Here is an 18396-nt window from a genome sequence, read left to right as displayed (position 1 = left end):
CGATGGTCCCCTCATCGTGACGTAGATCACCGAAGGCGCCCGCGGGCGCGTCAGCCGACGCTGATGCCGAGCACCATCCCTGCGGCGCGGTGCCCTTGGACCGAGCACCAGCCCTCGAGAGCCTCCGTCACCGTCCCGACGTCGACGGTCGCCTTCTGCCCGCGCGACAGCAGGCCCGACGTGGCGCCGTCGGGCAGGACGAGGTCGTGCGGCATGCCGTCGGTGTTCTCGAGCTCCACGACGAGGTGCGCACCCTCCGGCACGACGATCGTCGACGGCTCGAAGCGCATGTCCGCCATGAGGACGGGCACGTGGTAGCTGCCGTCGGCCGCGGTGTACGGCGCCGCCGGCTCGGGCGGGGCGTCGGGGCCGCACGCGGCGGTCACGGCGAGGAGCAGCGCACCGAGCGCGGCCGCGACGCGGGCGCGTGCGCGAGAAGGGCGCAGGAGGGAGGAGCGAGGCACGTGACGAGCCTACGACCGTCCGGCCGTGCGGATGGATCCGGAGCCCTCACGTGGGCGAAGATGGAGGTGACACCGGACGACGACGACGGAGGACAAGCACGGCATGGACGACGTGGCACGCAAGGACGCACGGGTAGGCCTCATCGGGTACGGGCTCGCGGGGGAGGCGTTCCACGCGCCGCTCATCGCCTCGACACCAGGCCTCGAGCTCAGCGCGATCGTCACCGGGCGCGCGGACCGGGCAGCCGCCGCGTCGGCGCGCTACCCGGGCGCGACGGTCGTCGCCGCGGTCGACGAGCTGTGGACCCTCGGGCTCGACCTCGTCGTCGTCGCGACGCCCAACGACTCGCACGTGCCGCTCGCGCGTGCCGCGCTCGAGCGCGACCTCGCGGTCGTCGTCGACAAGCCCGTCGCGCCCGACGCGCGCGCGGCCCGCGAGCTCGACGCGCTCGCCCGGTCCCGCGGGCTGCTGCTCACGGTCTTCCAGAACCGCCGCTGGGACGGCGACTTCCTCACCGTGCGCGACGCCGTCTCGTCCGGCCTGCTCGGCGACGTGCGACGCTTCGAGTCCCGCTTCGAGCGGTGGAGCCCCGTCGCGACAGGCGGCTGGCGCGAGTCCGCCGCGCCCGAGATGGCGGGCGGCCTGCTGTGGGACCTCGGCGCGCACCTCGTCGACCAGGCGGTCCAGCTCTTCGGCCCCGTCGCGAGCGTGTACGCCGAGTGCGACGTCCGCCGGGAGGGTGTCGAGGCCGACGACGACTCGTTCGTCGCTCTCACGCACGTCGGCGGCGTGCGCTCGCACCTCTGGATGAGCGCGGTCGCCGCCCACGAGAACCCGCGGTTCCGCGTCGTCGGCTCGAACGCCGCGATCGTCACGTGGGGGCTCGACCCGCAGGAGGACGCGTTGCGTGCCGGCCGCTACCCGGTCGGCGACGGCCTCGCGGACGACGGCTCCCTGTGGGGCGTCGCCGAGACGCCCGCGACCGCCGACGTCGTCGCGGGCCCCGAGCGCTCGACCCGGCCCGTGCTCGCGGGGGACTACCCCGCGTACTACGCGGGCGTGGCCCGCGCCTTCCACGAGGGAGCGCCCGCGCCCGTGAGCGTGACCGACGCGGCCGCTGTCCTCGACGTGCTCGAGACCGCGCGCCGCTCCGCCCGGCAGGGGGAGGTGCTTGCCGTCGCAGCCTCGTGACCCGTCAGCGCGTTCCACCGCAGGTTCGACCCGAGGAGTGACCATGACCGACTACCCGAAGGGGCCCGAGGAGATCGCCGCGACGATCTCGCAGATCGAGGCGGAGATGTCCGAGCTGCACCTGGCCTCGTTCACGGCGGACGACGCCCGAAGGCTCGGGCTCACGCTCGTGCGGCTCGCCGAGGAGCGCGAGCTGCCCGTCGCGATCGACGTCTCGCGCGGGGACCACACCCTGTTCCACGTCGCCATGCCCGGCGCGACCCGCGACAACGCCGACTGGATCCGCCGCAAGACCGCCACGGTCCTGCGCTACGCCGAGCCGTCGCTCCTCGTGGGCCTGCGCCCCCGGCTGAAGGGCCGCCGCATCGAGGACGACCCGTGGTTCGACGAGACGGCCTACGCGGCGCACGGCGGCTCGTTCCCCGTGCTCGTGCAGAGCGTGGGCATGGTCGGCACGGTGACGGTCTCCGGCCTGCCCCAGATGGACGACCACGCTCTCGTCGTCGAGGGGCTGCGCCTGGTGATCGCGCAGACGCGCGCGCACGGTCGCGTGGGGCACGCAGAGGACCTGCGCTGACGCGGACCGAGGTCAGGCGGCCGCCCGCGCACGGCGCAGGCGGCCGTCGGCGCGCACGAGCATCGTGACGCCGAGCGCCCACAGCGGCACGAGCGTGAGCCAGGCCAGCGTGAAGCCACGGTCGGTGATGAGGTCGGGCGTGCCCTCGCCGAGGAGGTCGAGCGCGACGCCGACGAGCAGCATGGTCGTGAGCGTCGAGATGAAGCCGCCCGTGTTGACCATGCCGGTCGACAGGCCGAGCGTGCGCAAGGGGTTGGTCTCGCGCGCGTAGTCGAAGCCCACGAGAGAGCCCGGTCCGGCCGCGCCCATCGTCGTCGCGAGGACGAGCAGCGCGGGGACAGGCGTCGCGCCGGGCCACGCGAGCACGAGGACCCACGCGAGGACCTGCGCTCCGACGACGGTCAGGACGAGCACGAGCCTGCGGCGCGGGAAGCGCCCCGCGAGCACGCCGAGGAGCGGTCCCATGACGAGGCACGCGACGACGTAGAAGTTGAGGACGCCGAGCGAGGCGTCCGAGCTCAGGCCCTCGGCGCGCGTCATGTAGACCGAGCCCCACAGCAGGACGAACGCGTACGCCGGGAACGGCGCGACGAAGTGCGCCCAGAACCCTGCGCGCGTGCCGGGGTCCCGCCACGTCTCGAGCATCGTCGGCGGGCGCACCGCGGCGACGTCACGCTCGGCAGGGGCGGGCTCGGGCTCCTCGGGAAGGTCGACGACGACGCGTGCACGGCCGTCGCGCACGACGATCGCGACGAGCGCCGCGATGAGCGCCGCGAGCGAACCGGCCGTGACGAACGCCGTCGGCCAGCCCCGCGCCTCGAGCAGCGCGACGAACGGCACGAGGCTGCCGAGCTGGCCGAGCTGGCCGAACATCCCGGTGAGCTGCGTGGTCAGCGGGACGGCGCGCGGCGGGAACCACGCGGGCACGAGCCGGATCACCGAGATGAACACGAACGAGTCGCCGCCGCCCACGAGGATGCGCGCGCCGACCGCCTCGGGGACGGACGACGCGAACGCCATCGCGACCTGCCCGCCTGCGATGAGGGCGCAGCCGAGCGTGATCGCGATGCGGGCGCCGTAGCGGTCGAGGAAGATCCCCGCAGGGATCTGCATGCCCGCGTACACAGCGAGCTGCAGCACCGCGAACATCGACAGCGCCGAGGCCGACGTCTCGAAGCGCAGTGCTGCCTCGACGCCGGTCGCGGACAGAGAGCTACGGGCGAGCACCGCGATCGCGTAGGCGAGCACGGCGATCGACCAGATGACGACGGCACGCCACGTCACCCGGTCGATCACGTCGTCGTGGTCCCGGCTCATGTTGTTGCTTCTTCCTGCCGGGAGCGCGCCCGGCGCGCTGTGTCAGCCGGTGTTCTGCAGCCCTGCTGCGACACCGTTCATCGTGATCAGGAGGAGCCGCTTGATGCGGGCCACCTCCTCCTCGGGGCGCGTGTCGTCGAGACGCAGCACCCGCAGGGCGCGCACCTGGATGAGCGACAGCGCGTCGACGTACGGGCTGCGCATCTGCACGGCTCGGCCGAGGACGCGCATGTCCGCGAGCATCCGGGAGCGGCCCGTCGTCGCCAGGACCCACTCGATCGTCAGGCGCATCTCGTCGAGCACGAGCCCGGAGAGGTCCTCACGGTCGCCGAGGGCGAGGTAGCGGCGAGCGATGCGCTCGTCCGTCTTCGCGAGCGACATCTCGACGTTGTCGATCATCGTCGCGAAGAGCGGCCACTCGCGGTACGCCTGCTGGAGCTTCTCCGGGTCGCCGATCGCCTGGAGCGCGGTGCCGAGACCGAACCAGCCGGTGAGGTTGATGCGCGCCTGCGTCCACGCGAAGACCCACGGGATCGCGCGGAGGTCGTCGAGGGAGTTCATCGACAGGCCGCGCTTGGCGGGGCGCGAGCCGAGCGGCAGGAGGCCGACCTCGTCCTGCGGGGTCACCTGGGCGAACCACCGCGGGAAGCCGGGCGACTTCACGAGGGCGAAGAACCGCTCGCGCGACGCGGCGTCCATCGTGGCCGCCATGTCCTTGAACTTCTCGGCGGCGCCCGCGTTGCGCTCCTCGATGCTCGGGGCGGACGCGAGCAGCGTCGCGGCCGCGACCTGGTCGATGTGGCGGGCCGCGATCACCGGGTGACCGTAGCGGGCCGCGATGACCTCGCCCTGCTCGGTGAGCTTGAAGCGTCCGTCGACCGAGTGCGGGGGCTGCGCGAGGATCGCGCGGTTCGCGGGGCCGCCACCGCGACCGAGCGCGCCGCCACGGCCGTGGAACAGCGTCAGCGTGATGTCGTTGCGCCTCGCCCACTGGGCGATGCGGCTCTGCGCGTCGTAGAGGGCGAGCGTCGCCGAGACGGGCCCGACGTCCTTCGACGAGTCGGAGTAGCCGAGCATGACCTCGAGCCGGCGGCCGGTCGCGGCGAGCCGCTCGCGCACGGCGGGCTGCTTGATCGTCTCGTCGAGCACGTCGACGCTCGCCTCGAGGTCCGCGAACGTCTCGAACAGGGGGATGACATCGAGCACGGGCAGCTCGGCGTCGGCGCCGAGCGCGTGGCGCGCGAGCTCGTAGACGTTGGCGAGGTCCTCGGCGCTCGTCGTGAACGACACGATGTAGCGGCGTGCCGCGGGGACGCCGTAACGCTTCTGGATCGCGGCGATCGCGCGGAAGACGTCGAGCACCTCGCGGCTGCGGTCGGACAGGTCGCCGTCGGCGCCCTTCTCCGCGATCTCCGCGAGGGTCTCGCGGTGGACCTGCGAGTGCTGGCGGATCTCGTGCTCGGCGAGGTGGAAGCCGAACGTCTGCACCTGCCAGATGAGCTGCTGCAGCTCGGCGTACGCGGCGCGCGGGGCGCCGGCCTCGACGAGCGAGCCCTGCACGACGAGCAGGTCGGCGAGGAGGTCCTCGGCCTTGACATACGCGAGGTCCGCGTTGCGGCTCAGCGTCGCCGCGATGCGGCGGGCGATGACGAGGAGGACGCGGCGGTACGGCTCGTTGGGCGAGCGCAGCGCGATCTCCTTGGTGAGGTCCTCGGCGAGGACCTGCTGCGCCTTCCACAGCTTCTCGAGCTCGGCCGACGGGGGAGTCGTGTCCGCGTCGAGGGTCAGCGAGCGGCCGAGGCGGGTCGCGACCTGCTCGAGCGCGATGAGCACGTGCTCGTTCGCGATCGCCGCGGCCTGGCGCGTGATGGTCGCGGTGACGTTGGGGTTGCCGTCGCGGTCGGCGCCGATCCACGTGCCGAGGCGCACGAACGGCGGCACGACGGGCGCGACGCGGCCGGCGTCCTCGCCCGTGAGGAGCTGGTCGAAGCGGCGGTAGACCTCGGGGAACACCTCGAAGAGAGTCTGGTCGAACGTCGACATCGCGGTGCGGACCTCGTCGAGCGGCGACGGCTTCGACGAGCGCAGCGGGGACGTGCGCCACAGCGCGTCGATCTCCGCGGTCAGACGGCGGGTGTTGTCCGCGAGCGTGATGCCGCCGAGGTCGACGGCGTCGCGCGCGGCGAGCAGCTCGGTGATGCGGCGGATCGCGGCGGCGACCGCACGCCGACGGGCCTCGGTCGGGTGCGCGGTGAGGACGGGGCGGAACTCGAGCCCCTGGATGCGGCGGGCCGTCTCCTCGTCGCCGATCTCGTCGCGCAGCTGCGCGACGGCGTGCTCGAGCGAGTCGCTGTGCGTGGCGCCCTCGGCCTCGCGGCGGCGCAGCACGCGGACACGGTGGTGCTCCTCGGCGAGGTTGACGAGGTGGAAGTAGCAGAGGAACGCGCGGGCGACCTCTTCGGCACGCTCGAGCGAGAAGGTCTCGATGAGGTCGGCAGCGGCCTGGATCGCGTCCGGCGACGGGTCGCTGTACGCCGCGATCGTCAGGGAGCGCAGCTTCTCGACGTCCTCGAGCAGGTCAGGGCCGACGGACTCGGTCAGGACCTGGCCCAGCAGCCCGCCGAGGAGGCGGACGTCCGCACGCAGCTCGTCTGGGAGCTCGTGGCGTGCGTGGCGACGGTCTTCGGTCGGGGCCGGGGCATTTTCCTTGTCACTCACGTGGATGACTGTAGTTCTTCGTCCCGGCTCGCACCTGACTGTCCGAATGTCAGCCGTTCGGCTCGAGCGAGGAGAGCGACGCCGGGACGTGCGCACCCTCGCCGGCCTCCCGCAGCGCCGCCCGCAGCCGCTCAGCCGCGGCGTCGAGCTCCTCGCCCGGGGTGTCGGGACGCGCGTTCGCGAACGACAGCTCGGCCTCTCCCCACGCGGGCAGGACGTGCACGTGCAGGTGCGGGACCTCGAACCCGGCGACGAGGAGGGCGGCGCGCGGCGCGCCGAACGCCGTCTTCTGCGCGCTGCCCACGACCTTGGCGACACGCACGAGGTGCGCGAGCAGGTCGTCGTCGGCGTCCGTGAACGCCGCGACCTCCGCGCGCGGCACGACGAGGACGTGACCGGCGGTGATCGGCGCGATCGTCGCGAAGACGACGGCACGGTCGTCCGCCCACACGAACCGCCCCGGGATCTCGCCGTCGATGATCTTGGTGAAGAGCGTGGCCATGGTGCCAACCTACCGCCGGGAGCGCTGTCGTCACGGCTGCGCGCTGCGGTACCGTGACTGCGCTGACGACGGCCGCCGCACGCGCGGCCCGCAGCACGCGTGCGGGAGGGGACTCGCACCGCGAGGAGGGGACAGGGGATGGGCAGCACCGCCGGCTTCAGGGACACGCTCGTCGACCTGATCCGCGCACGGCACCCCGTGCTCGTGGTCGAGACGCACGAGGCGGAGCGCGTGATCGGCGCCGTCCAGTCGATCGCGACCGACCCGACCGCCCTCCGCAGCGCGCGCCAGGTCATGTGCTACTCCGTCAGCCGGGGCCTGCACTACCCGGGCGACCCGGGCCGTCCGCAGGTCGCCGAGGCGGCGCTCGCCGCCGCCGCTGCGATGACGCGCCCGACGATCTTCGTCTTCCAGGACCTGCACCACTTCCTCGGCTCGGACGGCCAGACGCCCGACGCGATCCTCGTCCGCGCGATCCTCGACGTCGCCGCCGCGTTCAAGGTCGGCGACGTGCCGCACACGCTCGTCATCGTGTCGCCGGCGCTCGACCTGCCGCCGGACCTCGAGAAGGTCGTGTCCGTCGTCGACCTCCCGCTGCCCGACACGGACGAGATCGAGGAGGTCCTCGACGCGATCATCGAGGCCAACGCCGCGGGCATCCAGAACCGGCTCACGCCCGAGGACAAGGTGCGGCTCGTCCACGCTGCCCGCGGCCTGACCCGCTGGGAGGCCGAGAACGCGTTCGCACGCGCGATCGCGGGCGACCGCGTCCTCGACGTCACCGACATCGACCGCGTGATCGACGAGAAGCGCCAGACGATCCGCAAGTCCGCGCTCCTCGAGTTCGTGCCCCCGGCGGGCTCGATCGACGACGTCGGCGGCCTCGAGAACCTCAAGCGCTGGCTCGCGAAGCGCAACGGCTCGTGGCTCCCGGACGCGGCCCGCTGGGGGATCTCCCCGCCCAAGGGCGTGCTCATCACGGGCGTGCCCGGCTGCGGCAAGTCGCTGACCGCCAAGTGCATGTCGAGCCTGTGGGGCCTGCCGCTCCTGCGGCTCGACGTCGGCAAGATCTTCTCCGGCCTCGTCGGGTCCTCCGAGCTCAACATGCGCGCGTCGCTGCGCCTCGCCGAGGCGGTCGCGCCGTCGATCCTGTGGATCGACGAGATCGAGAAGGGCTTCGGCTCGGCGTCGAGCGCGCAGAGCGGGGACTCCGGCACGAGCCAGCGCGTCTTCGGCACGTTCCTCACCTGGATGCAGGAGAAGAGCTCCTCGGTGTTCGTCATCGCGACGGCCAACAAGATCGACGCGCTGCCGCCCGAGCTGCTCCGCAAGGGCCGCTTCGACGAGATCTTCTTCGTCGACCTGCCGACGGACTCCGAACGCCGCACGATCTGGTCCCTCCACCTCGGCAAGCGGCTGCGCGAGGGCGAGGCGCTCGGTGGCGAGCTCGCGCTCACCGAACAGCTCGTCGCCGACCTGGCCGCGGGCACGGACGGGTTCTCGGGTGCCGAGATCGAGCAGGCCGTCGTCGCGGCGTGCTTCGACGCGTTCGCGGAACGCCGTGCGCTGCGCGTCGAGGACCTCCAGCGAGCAGTCGTGTCGACCGTGCCGCTGTCCGTGACCCAGGCCGAGCAGGTCGCCACGATCCGCGAGTGGGCTGCGAGCCGCGCGGTCGCTGCGACCGTCTCCGACGAGCCGCTCGCGCCGATCGGCCCGCACGGCATCTCGCCCCTCGACGCAGGCCCTGACGGCGGCGGCCGGAAGGTCGTGTTCTGATGTACCCGCACCACGTCCGCACCGTCGAGCAGCGGCTCGCCGACACGTCCTGGACGCGCCCGAAGAGCTGGCTCCTGCTCGTACCGTTGCTGTCGCTCGGGACCCTCACGTTCGTCTGGTTCTGGATGCGCGCCAACCTTGACGACGACGGTGACAAGGGGCGCTACGAGCTCTGGGCGTGGGTCTGGGGCCTCGTCGCCGTCGGCGGCGGGACCCTCGGCGGGGCGGGGCTCTTCTTCGGCACCGCCGACGAGATCGCCGTGTCGTCGATCATCTGGATCCTCCGGGTCACGTCGGTCGTCCATGCGTGGGCGATGAACCAGCGCAGGCTCGAGCGGATCGCACGGCGCGAGGTCGGCGTCGAGGTCAGCATGATCGCGGCGGCGCAGGCGCGCGGCGCTCGGCCGGGGCAGGCGTCAAGGTTCCCGACGTCGCACCTGCCGACGTCGGCCGTGCCCGACGGGTACGACCCGCGTCTCGCGGCGTCGTTCCCGCAGGTCTACACGGGGACCGAGGAGCCCGCCGGCCAGGTGGCGCCTGTGCCGCAGGCGCCGCCACCGCCCCGTCCGGCCCCGCCGGTCGACCCCGCCGCGTCCCGGCGTGTCCTCGAGCCCTTGCCGCCGACCCGGCCCGGCCCGCCCGGGGGCGTGCCGTTCGACGGAGTCCCTGACGTCGAGCCTGAGCCGACGCGCTGGATGCCCACGCCGCCACCTCGCCCTGGGCAGCCGCGCAGCTCCACCGGGGGTCGCAAGCTCGACCTGTGACGACGTGCTCGGGAGGGTGGGCGGGTGAGGCCGCCAGCGGGTGGGCGTTCCCGACGCGACCGACGTCACTGTGCGTCGGGACATACGGCCCACAAAGCCGACGTGCCGCGCGGTGAGGATGGATACGGAATGCGAGGGGTCGTATCCATTCGGCATCTGTGAGGAGAAACCAATGAGGGCACTCGTGACTGTGGCGTCCCGCCACAACGCGACTCTGGAGATCGGCGAGGTCGTCGCCGACACCATCCGGGAGCACGGCATCGAGTGCGACCTCATCGTCCCGGAGGACGTCACCTCGGTCGCGGAGTACGACGTCGTGATCGTCGGGTCCGCGATCTACACCGGCCGCTGGCTCCCCGAGGCGCGCGAGCTCGTCGAACGCCTGACCGCCGAGCTGCAGACCAAGACCGTCTGGCTCTTCTCGTCCGGGCTCGCCGACGCCCCCGCGAAGGGCTCGAACCGACCCGCGGAGACGCACGAGCGGATGATCGCGTCCGGCGCCGTCGCGCACCGGCACTTCTCCGGGCGTCTCGACCTCAACGTCCTCAACTTCGCCGAGCGCGCGATCATCGCCGCGGCCCGCGGCAAGCAGGGCGACCGCCGCGACATGGACGCGGTGCGCGAGTGGGCGCGCTCGATCGTCGCGCACGTCCAGCAGACCGCCGGCGCCTGAGCGTCGGGAAGCGTCCGACCTGCTCGCGCTCCCGCCGTCGCCCTCACGCGACCGGCGGCCGCCTGTCCCGCCAGCCGAAGATCTCCTCGAGGGCTCCCGCGAGCCCGAGCAGCACGTCCTCGCGCCCGAACCGGGCGCCGAGCATGACACCGACCGGGAGCTGGGTGCCGTCGTCGTCCCAGACCGTCACCGGCAGGGAGATCGCCGGACGGCCCGACAGGTTCCACACGCTCGTCCACGGCGTGAAGCGGGTCTGCGCCGCGAAGTCGCCCCCCGGGTCTGCGTCGTCGCGCAGCGAGCCGAGCGGCGCGGGAAGCTGGGCGAAGGTCGGTGACACGATGACGTCGAAGCCGGCCCAGGTCCGCGCGATCTCGCGCGTGAGCGCCTGCACCGCCGACACCGCCTGCGCGTAGTCGAGGCCGGACACCGCGCGACCCTGCTCGCGCAGCCAGCGGGTGAGCGGGACGAGCAGGTCCTCCCGCTCGGGCGGCACGGGAGCCTGGAGGGCCATGACCGACCACAGCGCCCGGAACGCGTCCCAGCGCTCGGCCGGGAACGGCACGGGTGCCTCGGACACGTCGTGGCCGAGCTCGACCAGCTCCGTCTCGACCGCCGCGACCGCCGCGACGCACGCGGGGTGCACGGGCGCACCCTCGGCGATCACCGGCGTCGTCAGCACGCCGACGCGCAGCCGCCCCGGCGGGCGGCGCGCCGCCTCGAGGAACGGCTGAGCCGCCGGCGGAAGCTCGAACGTGTCACCCGGCCACGGCCGCGCCGCCACGTCCAGCAGGGCCGCCGTGTCCCGCACGTCGCGCGTGAGGAAGCCGAGCGTCGCAAGCCCCGCGCCGTCGAGGCCGTACGGACCCGGGCTGATCCGTCCGCGGCTCGGCTTGAGCCCCACGAGCCCGCACGCGCTCGCGGGGATGCGGATCGAACCGCCCCCGTCGCTGCCCTGCGCGACCGGCACGAGCCGCGCCGCGACCGCGGCCGCAGCCCCGCCTGACGAGCCGCCAGCCGACCGCGTGAGGTCCCACGGCGTGCGGGCAGGGTCCTGACCGTCGGGCTCGGTGTAGCAGGGCAGGCCGAGCTCGGGCGTCGTCGTCTTGCCGAGCATGATCGTGCCCGCCTGGTTGAGGAGGGTGACGATCCCGTCGTCGTGCTCGGGGACGTAGCCGTCGAGCGCGCGCGAGCCCGCGGACATCGGGACGCCCGCGACGGCGTTGAGGTCCTTGACCGGGCACGGCACGCCGAGCAGGGGAGGCAGCGCGTCGACGTCGGTCGCGGCGCGCAGGAGCGCCTCGGCCTCGCGGGCCTCCGCGAGCGCGCGCTCGGGTGCGAGGGTCACGTACGCCCCGACCTGCGGCCCGAGCCGCTCGGCGCGGTCGAGCGCGTGCCGCACGACGTCGGTGGGGGAGGTCTCGCCGTCGCGGATCTCCGCGGCGAGCTCGAGGGCGGTGAGGTCGTGCAGCTCTGCCATGTCGTCGAGCCTAGTGAGCGGGTCGCGGCGGGGGAACGGCGCAGAGTTCACCTGATGGTTACGTGGCGCCCTCGCCAGATGAATCACACGGGCGTAGTTTGTCCTGTGACGGACGACACACCGTCGTCCCGCACCACGGGAGCCGGCCATGACCGATCCGAGCACGCGACCCCCGACCGTACGACGCGCACCGCGCGAGGCGACAGGGGCACCGCCGCCCGGTGACGCGCGCCGCACGTTCGTCGTCGACACGTCCGTCCTCCTCTCCGACCCGCGCGCCGTGCTGCGCTTCGCCGAGCACGACGTCGTCCTGCCGATCGTCGTCATCACCGAGCTCGAGGCGAAACGGCACCACCCCGAGCTCGGCTACTTCGCGCGCAGCGCCCTGCGCCTGCTCGACGAGCTGCGCGTCGAGCACGGCGGGCTCGACGCTCCGATCCCCGTCGGCGACCTCGGCGGGACGCTCCGCGTCGAGCTCAACCACGTCTCGCCCGAGGTGCTCCCCGCAGGCTTCCGCCTCGGCGACAACGACTCGCGTATCCTCGCCGTCGCCGCGAACCTCGGCGCCGAGGGCCACGACGTCACCGTCGTCTCCAAGGACCTGCCGATGCGCGTCAAGGCGTCTGCCGTCGGCCTGACCGCCGAGGAGTACCGCCACGAGCTCGTCCTCGACACGGGCTGGACGGGCATGGCGGAGATCGACGTCGACGCCGACCAGATGGCCGCCCTCTGGGAGGCCGAGTCCGTCCAGCTCGCCGACCTCGACCTCACCTCGGTGAGCCAGCCCGAGCACCTCGTGGTCAACACCGGCGTCGTCATGCACTCGCCGCGCGGCTCCGCCCTCGGCCGCGTCACCGCCGACAAGCACGTCCAGCTCGTGCGTGGCGACCAGGAGGTCTTCGGGATCCGCGGGCGCAGCGCCGAGCAGCGCGTCGCGATCGACCTCCTCATGGACGAGTCCGTCGGCATCGTGTCGCTCGGTGGGCGTGCAGGCACGGGCAAGTCGGCGCTCGCCCTGTGCGCAGGTCTCGAAGCGGTCCTCGAGCGGCGCCAGCACCGCAAGATCATGGTGTTCCGCCCGCTCTACGCGGTCGGGGGGCAGGAGCTCGGCTACCTGCCCGGCACCGAGGCCGAGAAGATGAACCCCTGGGCGGAGGCCGTGTTCGACACGCTCGGCGCGGTCGTCGCGCGCGAGGTCGTCGAGGAGGTCATGGCGCGCGACATGCTCGAGGTGCTGCCGCTCACGCACATCCGCGGCCGCTCGCTGCACGACGCGTTCGTCATCGTCGACGAGGCGCAGTCCCTCGAGCGGGGCGTCCTGCTCACGGTGCTGTCGCGCATCGGCCAGAACTCCCGCGTCGTCCTCACTCACGACGTCGCGCAGCGCGACAACCTGCGCGTCGGGCGGCACGACGGCGTCGCCGCCGTCATCGAGAAGCTCAAGGGCCACCCGCTGTTCGCGCACGTGACCCTCAACCGGTCGGAGCGGTCGCCCGTCGCGGCGCTCGTCACCGAGATCCTCGAAGGCATCGACCTCTGAATCACGCGACGGCCCGCCGCCCCGATGGGCGGCGGGCCATCGTCTGCGCGGGCTCTGCGCTCAGCGGACCTTGAGGGTCCGGGAGGACTTCGCCTTCGTGAGGTGCTTACCGCTGTGACCAGCGAGGCTGGTCCAGCTGATGGACAGGGTCTAGGGGTATCCACCCATGTGATGCGCCCCGCAACGTCGGTTCCCGGGTGAATCGTGGCGTCGGGTGCGGAAAGGGGCCGCTCCGCGAGGTCGGTTTCGCTAGCCTTTCGCAGCCGGTCACTCGGCACACCGCGACCGGACCGCGTCGCGGCCCCTACCGAAAGGCACTCCCATGACTGCTCCTTACCAGGGTGCGGCCGCGTCGAGCGAGAAGCTCCTCCTGCCTGCCTTCCTCCTCGCCTTCTTCTTCGGCTTCCTCGGTGCGCACCGCTTCTACGTCGGCAAGATCGGCACGGCCGTGCTGATGATCCTGACTGTCGGTGGCTTCGGCATCTGGACGATCGTCGATCTGATCCTCATGCTCGTCGGCAAGTTCTCGGACAAGGACGGCAACGTCCTCACGCGCTGGAGCTGAACCCCGCCGCTGAGCGTGGCGGCCGTCTGGCCGCACGCTCAGGAGTCTGACGAAGGGCGCCCCGACCAGGTCGGGGCGCCCTTCGTCGTCCGGTGGTGGTCAGGCTGTGGCAGCGGGGATCTCGGTGGCGACGCCCGTGTAGACGAGCGTGATGCCGTAGCGCTCCGCGGCTGCCGCGAGGGGCTTGGCGTCGATCGTGCTGAGGAAGACGTCGACGTCGACCGTCAGCGAGCCGGCCGGGGCCTTGACGGTGAGCTCGGCCTCGTCCAGCTCCTCGCCGCGGCTGCCGGCGATCTGCACGGACTCGCCGCTGCGCACGAGGACGCCCTCGTGGTCCTTGCCGAGGCGGCCGGCGAAGATGCGCAGGCCGTCCTGCTCCTCGAGGACCTCGAGGTAGGACCAGTCCTGGAACCAGGGGGCGTGCGGGCGGAAGGCTGCCGCGAGCACGATGAGGCTGACGACCGCACCGACGCCGGTGAAGGCGACCGCCGGGATCGTGACGATCTTGTTGAACGTGATCTCGTACTGGACGTCGGAGATGAGCTGGAGCCAGATGCTCGCGCCGATGAAGGCGACCGACAAGAGCGCGCCGACGGCGATGCCGCCGATCCGCGACTCGGGCTTCCAGGTGTGGTCGCCGTCGTGGTGGAGGGCGGGGTAGGGGATCGAGGGGTCGGACGGCCGGGTGGCCAGGGTCTGGGTCGTCATGGAGCGGGACGGTATGAGAGCGCTCTCACGGTGTCCACGACTCAGCCGCTTTCGTCCGCTATGCGGGATTGGCTTCGGCGATGGGTCGTGCCCGCTCACGTGCCCGAAGATCGGCGGGGCGGGCGGACACCCCCGCTGCTCCAGTTGGGGTTGATGACGTGGCGTGCTTAACGTGGGGCGTGACCAGCGAACCCACGCACGAGCCGTCCGCCCCGACGGCCTCCGCCACGAGCCCTGGGCGGGCTGCTGACGCCCCTCTCGTCGACCTCGGCGGGCGCAGCCCGTGGAGCATCCTGCCGCCGCTCTGCCTGGGCTTCTTCGTCATCATGGTCGACACGACCATCGTCAACATCGCCGTCCCGACCCTCGTCGCGACCTTCCAGACCTCGCTCACGGCGGTCGGCTGGGTCAACAGCGCCTACCTCCTCACGTTCGCCGTGCTCCTGCTCGTCACGGGACGGCTCGGCGACCGCTACGGAGCGAAGACGATGTTCGTCTCCGGTCTCGTGGTCTTCACCCTCTCCTCGATCGCGTGCGGCCTCGCCGGGTCCGTCGAGACGCTCATCGTCGCGAGGGCCGTCCAGGGCATCGGGTCCGCCCTCATGACGCCGCAGACGATGGCCATGATCACGCGCGTCTTCCCGCCAGCGCGCCGCGGCGCAGCGCTCGGCCTGTGGGGCGCGACCGCCGGCGTCGCGACGATCGCCGGCCCCGTGCTCGGCGGCATCTTCGTCGAGACGATCGGCTGGGAGTGGATCTTCTTCGTCAACGTCCCGATCGGCGCCGTCGCCCTGTGGCTCGCCGTCACGCGCCTGCCCCGCCTCGAGACGCACACCCGCAGCCTCGACCTGCCCGGCGTCGTGCTCTCCGTCGTCGGCCTGTTCCTCCTGATCTTCGGGCTCCAGGAGGGGGAGACCTTCGAGTGGGGCCAGGTCGTCGGCCCGATCACCGTCTGGCGGATGATCGGGCTCGGCGTGCTCGTCACGGGCGCGTTCCTGCTGTGGCAGAAGCGCCGGGGCGCCGACGCGCTCCTGCCCCTCACGCTCTTCACGCACCGCAACTTCACCCTTGCCAACGTCGCAGGCGCTGTCTCGTCGTTCGCGATGATCGGCATCTTCTTCCCGCTCACGCTGATCCTGCAGCAGGTCCTCGGCTTGTCCCCGCTCATGGCGGCGATGGTGAACCTGCCCGGCTCGCTCGTGTCCGGCGTCGTCGCGCCGTTCGCGGGGCGGCTCTCGGACCGCATCCCCGGCAAGTGGGTCGTCGCTAGCGGCTTCACGTTCCTCGCGGGCTCGGTCTTCTGGCTCACGCTCGTGGTCTCGCCGGACGCGTCGATGTGGCAGTTCTTCCCGCCGATGACGGTCTTCGGCATCGGCACGGGCCTGCTGTTCTCTCCGCTGGCCAACCTCGCGACCTCGGGCCTCGACCGCTCGACCGCGGGCGCCGGCGCGGGCGCGTTCAACATGAACCGTCAGGTCGGCGGCGTCCTCGGCTCTGCGGCGATCGTCGCGATGCTCACGTCCCGCCTCGGTGTCGAGGTGCCCGCGGCGGCGGCCGACGTCGCGGCACAGCTCCCCGAGGAGGCGCGAGCACCGTTCGTCGAGGCGTTCGCGTCGTCGAACGGCTCCGCGTTCTCCGGCGGCGGCGCGAGCGGGCTCACCCTGCCCGAGTCCGTACCGGCCGACCTCGTGGAGCAGGTGCGCGAGGCCGCGCTCACGGCGGTCCACGCCGGTTTCAGCACCGCCGTCTCCCAGACGCTCCTGCTCACGGTCGCCGTGCTCGTGACGGGCCTCCTCGCGAGCCTCCTCATGAGCCGCTCGCCGCGCTGAGTTCTCGGCGCCAGAGACACGAGAGAGGGCCCGTCGGCATCGCCGACGGGCCCTCTCTCGTAGGCGTCAGGCCTGCGGCGGGCGCGTCATCGACAGCACGTCGAGAGCGCTGTCGAGCTGCTCCTCGGTGACGTCGCCACGATCGACGAAGCCGAGCTCGACGACCGCCTCGCGGACGGTGATGCCCTTCTTCACCGAGTGCTTCGCGACCTTGGCAGCGGCCTCGTAGCCGATCACGCGGTTGAGCGGCGTGACGATCGACGGCGAGGACTCGGCGAGCGCGCGGGCGCGCTCGACGTTCGCGGTGATGCCCGCGACGGTGCGGTCGGCGAGGACGCGCGACGACGTCGACAGCAGACGGATCGACTCGAGCACGGCCGAGGCGATCACGGGGATCTGGACGTTGAGCTCGAACGAGCCGCTCGCGCCCGCCCACGCGACGGTCGCGTCGTTGCCGACGACGCGCGCGGCGACCATGAGGACCGCCTCGGGGACGACCGGGTTGACCTTGCCCGGCATGATCGACGAGCCCGGCTGGAGGTCCGGGATGAAGATCTCGCCGAGGCCCGTGTTGGGGCCGGAGCCCATCCAGCGCAGGTCGTTGCAGATCTTCGTGAGCGACACGGCGATCGTGCGCAGGGCGCCGGACAGCTCGACGAGGCCGTCGCGCGAGGACTGCGCCTCGAAGTGGTCGCGCGCCTCGGTCAGCGGCAGGGCCGTGTCCTCGACGAGCAGCTCGATGACCCGCTGCGGGAAGCCTGCGGGCGTGTTGATGCCGGTCCCGACGGCGGTGCCGCCGAGCGGGACCTCGGCCGCGCGGGGGAGCGCTGACTGCAGGCGCTCGACGCCGTAGCGGACGGCGGCGGCGTAGCCGCCGAACTCCTGGCCGAGCGTGACCGGGGTCGCGTCCATGAGGTGCGTGCGGCCGGACTTCACGACGGTCGCGAACTCCTCGGCCTTCGCGCCGAGCGCGTCGGCGAGGTGCTCGAGAGCGGGGATCAGGTCGCGGACGACGCCCGCGGTCGCGGCGACGTGCACCGACGTCGGAAAGACGTCGTTCGACGACTGCGACGCGTTGACGTGGTCGTTCGGGTGGACCTCGCGGCCGAGCGAGCGGCTCGCGAGCGTCGCGAGGACCTCGTTGGTGTTCATGTTCGACGACGTGCCCGAGCCGGTCTGGTAGACGTCCACGGGGAAGTGGTCGTCGTGCTCTCCCGAGGCGACGGCGTCGGCGGCCGCGACGATCGCGTCGGCGACGTCCTGGTCGAGGACGCCCAGCTCAGCGTTCGCGCGGGCGGCGGCCTTCTTGACGCGGGCGAGGGCCTCGATGTGCCCGCGCTCGAGGCGCGAGCCGGAGATCGGGAAGTTCTCGACGGCGCGCTGGGTCTGGGCGCGGTAGAGCGCGGCGGCAGGCACGCGCACCTCGCCCATCGTGTCGTGCTCGATGCGGAATTCTTGCGAGTTCGGCGTGCTGCCGACGGCGTTGTCAGTCATGGTCCCATCGTGCCGCACCGCGGGCCGTGTGTGCGCCGTGACGGCACGACAGGGATCGGGTGTGACCTGGGTCACGCCGGGTGGTGGTGTCAGGCGGCGACCGGCTTCTCGCCGACGTCGCCCTTGACCTCGAGGAGCGTCGCGCGACCGTCCGCGAGCGTGTACTCGACGCCGACGATCGCGACGTAGCCGTCGTCGACCGCCGCTCGGATCGCCGCGGAGTACCCGTAGAGCTGGTCGACGGTGTGACGGACGTGCTCGCGACGGAGCATGTTCTCGTCGCGCACGTCCTCGCCGCGGCTCGTGACGTTGACGATCGACGGGATGACCCGGTCGACGACCGCGCGGACGAATCCCGTGGCCTGCTCGCCCGTCGCGAGGGTGTGGGCTGCCGCCGCGACGGCGCCGCACGAGTCGTGGGCGAGCACGACGACGAGGCGCGAGTCGAGCACACCGATCCCGTACTCGATCGAGCCGATGACGGTCGTGTCGAGGACGTGCCCGGCCGTCCGCACGACGAACGTGTCGCCGAGCCCCTGGTCGAAGATGATCTCGGCGGCGACACGTGAGTCGGAGCACCCGAAGATCACGGCGAACGGGTTCTGCGCGACGGCGAGCTCCTGCCGCCTGCCGGCGCCCTGCGAGGGGTGCGCCATCTCGTCCCGGACGAAGCGCTGGTTGCCGTCCCGGAGCGCAGCCCATGCCTCGGCGGGGGTCGAGATCGGGCCGGTCACGGAGGAGGATGCGGCCGTGCCGTCGATGCGGTTGCTCATGGTGGACATCATGCGTCGCGTCCGTCG

Annotated in this window: 16 protein-coding genes; 8 read left to right on the top strand and 8 right to left on the bottom strand. The window is 72.3% G+C overall.

The window, feature by feature from the left end:
• Positions 1 to 50: 50 nt before the first annotated feature.
• On the bottom strand, positions 51 to 464 hold the full coding sequence (locus tag ATL41_RS04520) for a cupredoxin domain-containing protein (RefSeq protein WP_098457404.1): 414 nt from the start codon (positions 462 to 464) through the stop codon (positions 51 to 53).
• Positions 465 to 567: 103 nt separating this feature from the next.
• Here ATL41_RS04520 and ATL41_RS04515 point away from each other — a divergent pair, with 103 nt between their 5' ends.
• Together ATL41_RS04515 and ATL41_RS04510 are read left to right on the top strand one after the other, a co-directional pair.
• Positions 568 to 1656 carry a Gfo/Idh/MocA family protein gene (locus tag ATL41_RS04515; protein WP_098457403.1) on the top strand — a complete coding sequence of 363 codons (1089 nt, stop codon included), beginning with the start codon at positions 568 to 570 and terminating at the stop codon, positions 1654 to 1656.
• Between the two features lie 43 nt (positions 1657 to 1699).
• Positions 1700 to 2233: a heme-degrading domain-containing protein gene (locus ATL41_RS04510; protein ID WP_098457402.1), complete on the top strand. Its 534-nt coding sequence runs from the start codon at positions 1700 to 1702 to the stop codon at positions 2231 to 2233.
• A 12-nt stretch (positions 2234 to 2245) separates the two neighbouring features.
• Here the strand turns inward: ATL41_RS04510 and ATL41_RS04505 are convergent, their stop codons facing one another.
• The 3 genes from ATL41_RS04505 to ATL41_RS04495 are packed head-to-tail and all read right to left on the bottom strand — an operon-like array spanning position 2246 to position 6770.
• The gene (locus tag ATL41_RS04505) at positions 2246 to 3550 is read right to left on the bottom strand and encodes an MFS transporter (RefSeq protein WP_098457401.1); all 1305 of its coding nucleotides are present in this window, start codon (positions 3548 to 3550) and stop codon (positions 2246 to 2248) included.
• 42 nt (positions 3551 to 3592) lie between these two features.
• On the bottom strand, positions 3593 to 6268 hold the full coding sequence (locus ATL41_RS04500) for a phosphoenolpyruvate carboxylase (protein WP_098457400.1): 2676 nt from the start codon (positions 6266 to 6268) through the stop codon (positions 3593 to 3595).
• A gap of 49 nt (positions 6269 to 6317) precedes the next feature.
• Positions 6318 to 6770, bottom strand: a complete 453-nt coding sequence (locus tag ATL41_RS04495; protein ID WP_098457399.1) for an HIT family protein — start codon at positions 6768 to 6770, stop codon at positions 6318 to 6320.
• Between the two features lie 138 nt (positions 6771 to 6908).
• Between ATL41_RS04495 and ATL41_RS04490 the strand changes: the two genes are divergently transcribed.
• From ATL41_RS04490 to ATL41_RS04480, 3 genes are all read left to right on the top strand, one after another.
• Positions 6909 to 8546 carry an AAA family ATPase gene (locus ATL41_RS04490; protein WP_098457398.1) on the top strand — a complete coding sequence of 546 codons (1638 nt, stop codon included), beginning with the start codon at positions 6909 to 6911 and terminating at the stop codon, positions 8544 to 8546.
• Positions 8546 to 9310: a hypothetical protein gene (locus ATL41_RS04485; protein ID WP_098457397.1), complete on the top strand. Its 765-nt coding sequence runs from the start codon at positions 8546 to 8548 to the stop codon at positions 9308 to 9310. Before ATL41_RS04490 ends, ATL41_RS04485 begins: the two co-directional genes overlap by 1 nt.
• Before the next feature lie 172 nt (positions 9311 to 9482).
• Complete coding sequence (locus ATL41_RS04480; protein WP_098457396.1) at positions 9483 to 9983, top strand: flavodoxin domain-containing protein; 501 nt, start codon at positions 9483 to 9485, stop codon at positions 9981 to 9983.
• Between the two features lie 43 nt (positions 9984 to 10026).
• Here the strand turns inward: ATL41_RS04480 and ATL41_RS04475 are convergent, their stop codons facing one another.
• Positions 10027 to 11460 carry an amidase gene (locus ATL41_RS04475; RefSeq protein ID WP_098457395.1) on the bottom strand — a complete coding sequence of 478 codons (1434 nt, stop codon included), beginning with the start codon at positions 11458 to 11460 and terminating at the stop codon, positions 10027 to 10029.
• A 148-nt stretch (positions 11461 to 11608) separates the two neighbouring features.
• Between ATL41_RS04475 and phoH2 the strand changes: the two genes are divergently transcribed.
• Positions 11609 to 13000 carry an RNA 5'-3' helicase PhoH2 gene (gene phoH2, locus ATL41_RS04470; RefSeq protein WP_098457394.1) on the top strand — a complete coding sequence of 464 codons (1392 nt, stop codon included), beginning with the start codon at positions 11609 to 11611 and terminating at the stop codon, positions 12998 to 13000.
• 322 nt (positions 13001 to 13322) lie between these two features.
• A complete protein-coding gene (locus ATL41_RS04465; RefSeq protein WP_098457393.1) occupies positions 13323 to 13565 on the top strand; it encodes an NINE protein in 243 nt (80 codons plus the stop codon).
• Positions 13566 to 13664: 99 nt separating this feature from the next.
• Here ATL41_RS04465 and ATL41_RS04460 read toward each other — a convergent pair whose 3' ends face one another.
• Complete coding sequence (locus ATL41_RS04460; protein ID WP_098457392.1) at positions 13665 to 14273, bottom strand: hypothetical protein; 609 nt, start codon at positions 14271 to 14273, stop codon at positions 13665 to 13667.
• 179 nt (positions 14274 to 14452) lie between these two features.
• Here ATL41_RS04460 and ATL41_RS04455 point away from each other — a divergent pair, with 179 nt between their 5' ends.
• Entirely contained in the window at positions 14453 to 16102 is a 1650-nt protein-coding gene (locus ATL41_RS04455) for a DHA2 family efflux MFS transporter permease subunit (protein ID WP_342744419.1), read from the top strand.
• A 66-nt stretch (positions 16103 to 16168) separates the two neighbouring features.
• On the opposite strand, the gene ATL41_RS04450 is transcribed toward ATL41_RS04455, so the two are convergent.
• On the bottom strand, positions 16169 to 17596 hold the full coding sequence (locus ATL41_RS04450) for a class II fumarate hydratase (RefSeq protein WP_098457390.1): 1428 nt from the start codon (positions 17594 to 17596) through the stop codon (positions 16169 to 16171).
• Between the two features lie 89 nt (positions 17597 to 17685).
• Positions 17686 to 18369: a carbonic anhydrase gene (locus tag ATL41_RS04445; RefSeq protein ID WP_245854624.1), complete on the bottom strand. Its 684-nt coding sequence runs from the start codon at positions 18367 to 18369 to the stop codon at positions 17686 to 17688.
• Positions 18370 to 18396: the final 27 nt, after the last annotated feature.

Origin of the sequence: Flavimobilis soli (genome assembly GCF_002564025.1) — a bacterium.
Taxonomy (GTDB): Bacteria; Actinomycetota; Actinomycetes; order Actinomycetales; family Cellulomonadaceae; genus Flavimobilis; species Flavimobilis soli.
This window is presented reverse-complemented; position numbering and strand designations above follow the sequence as displayed.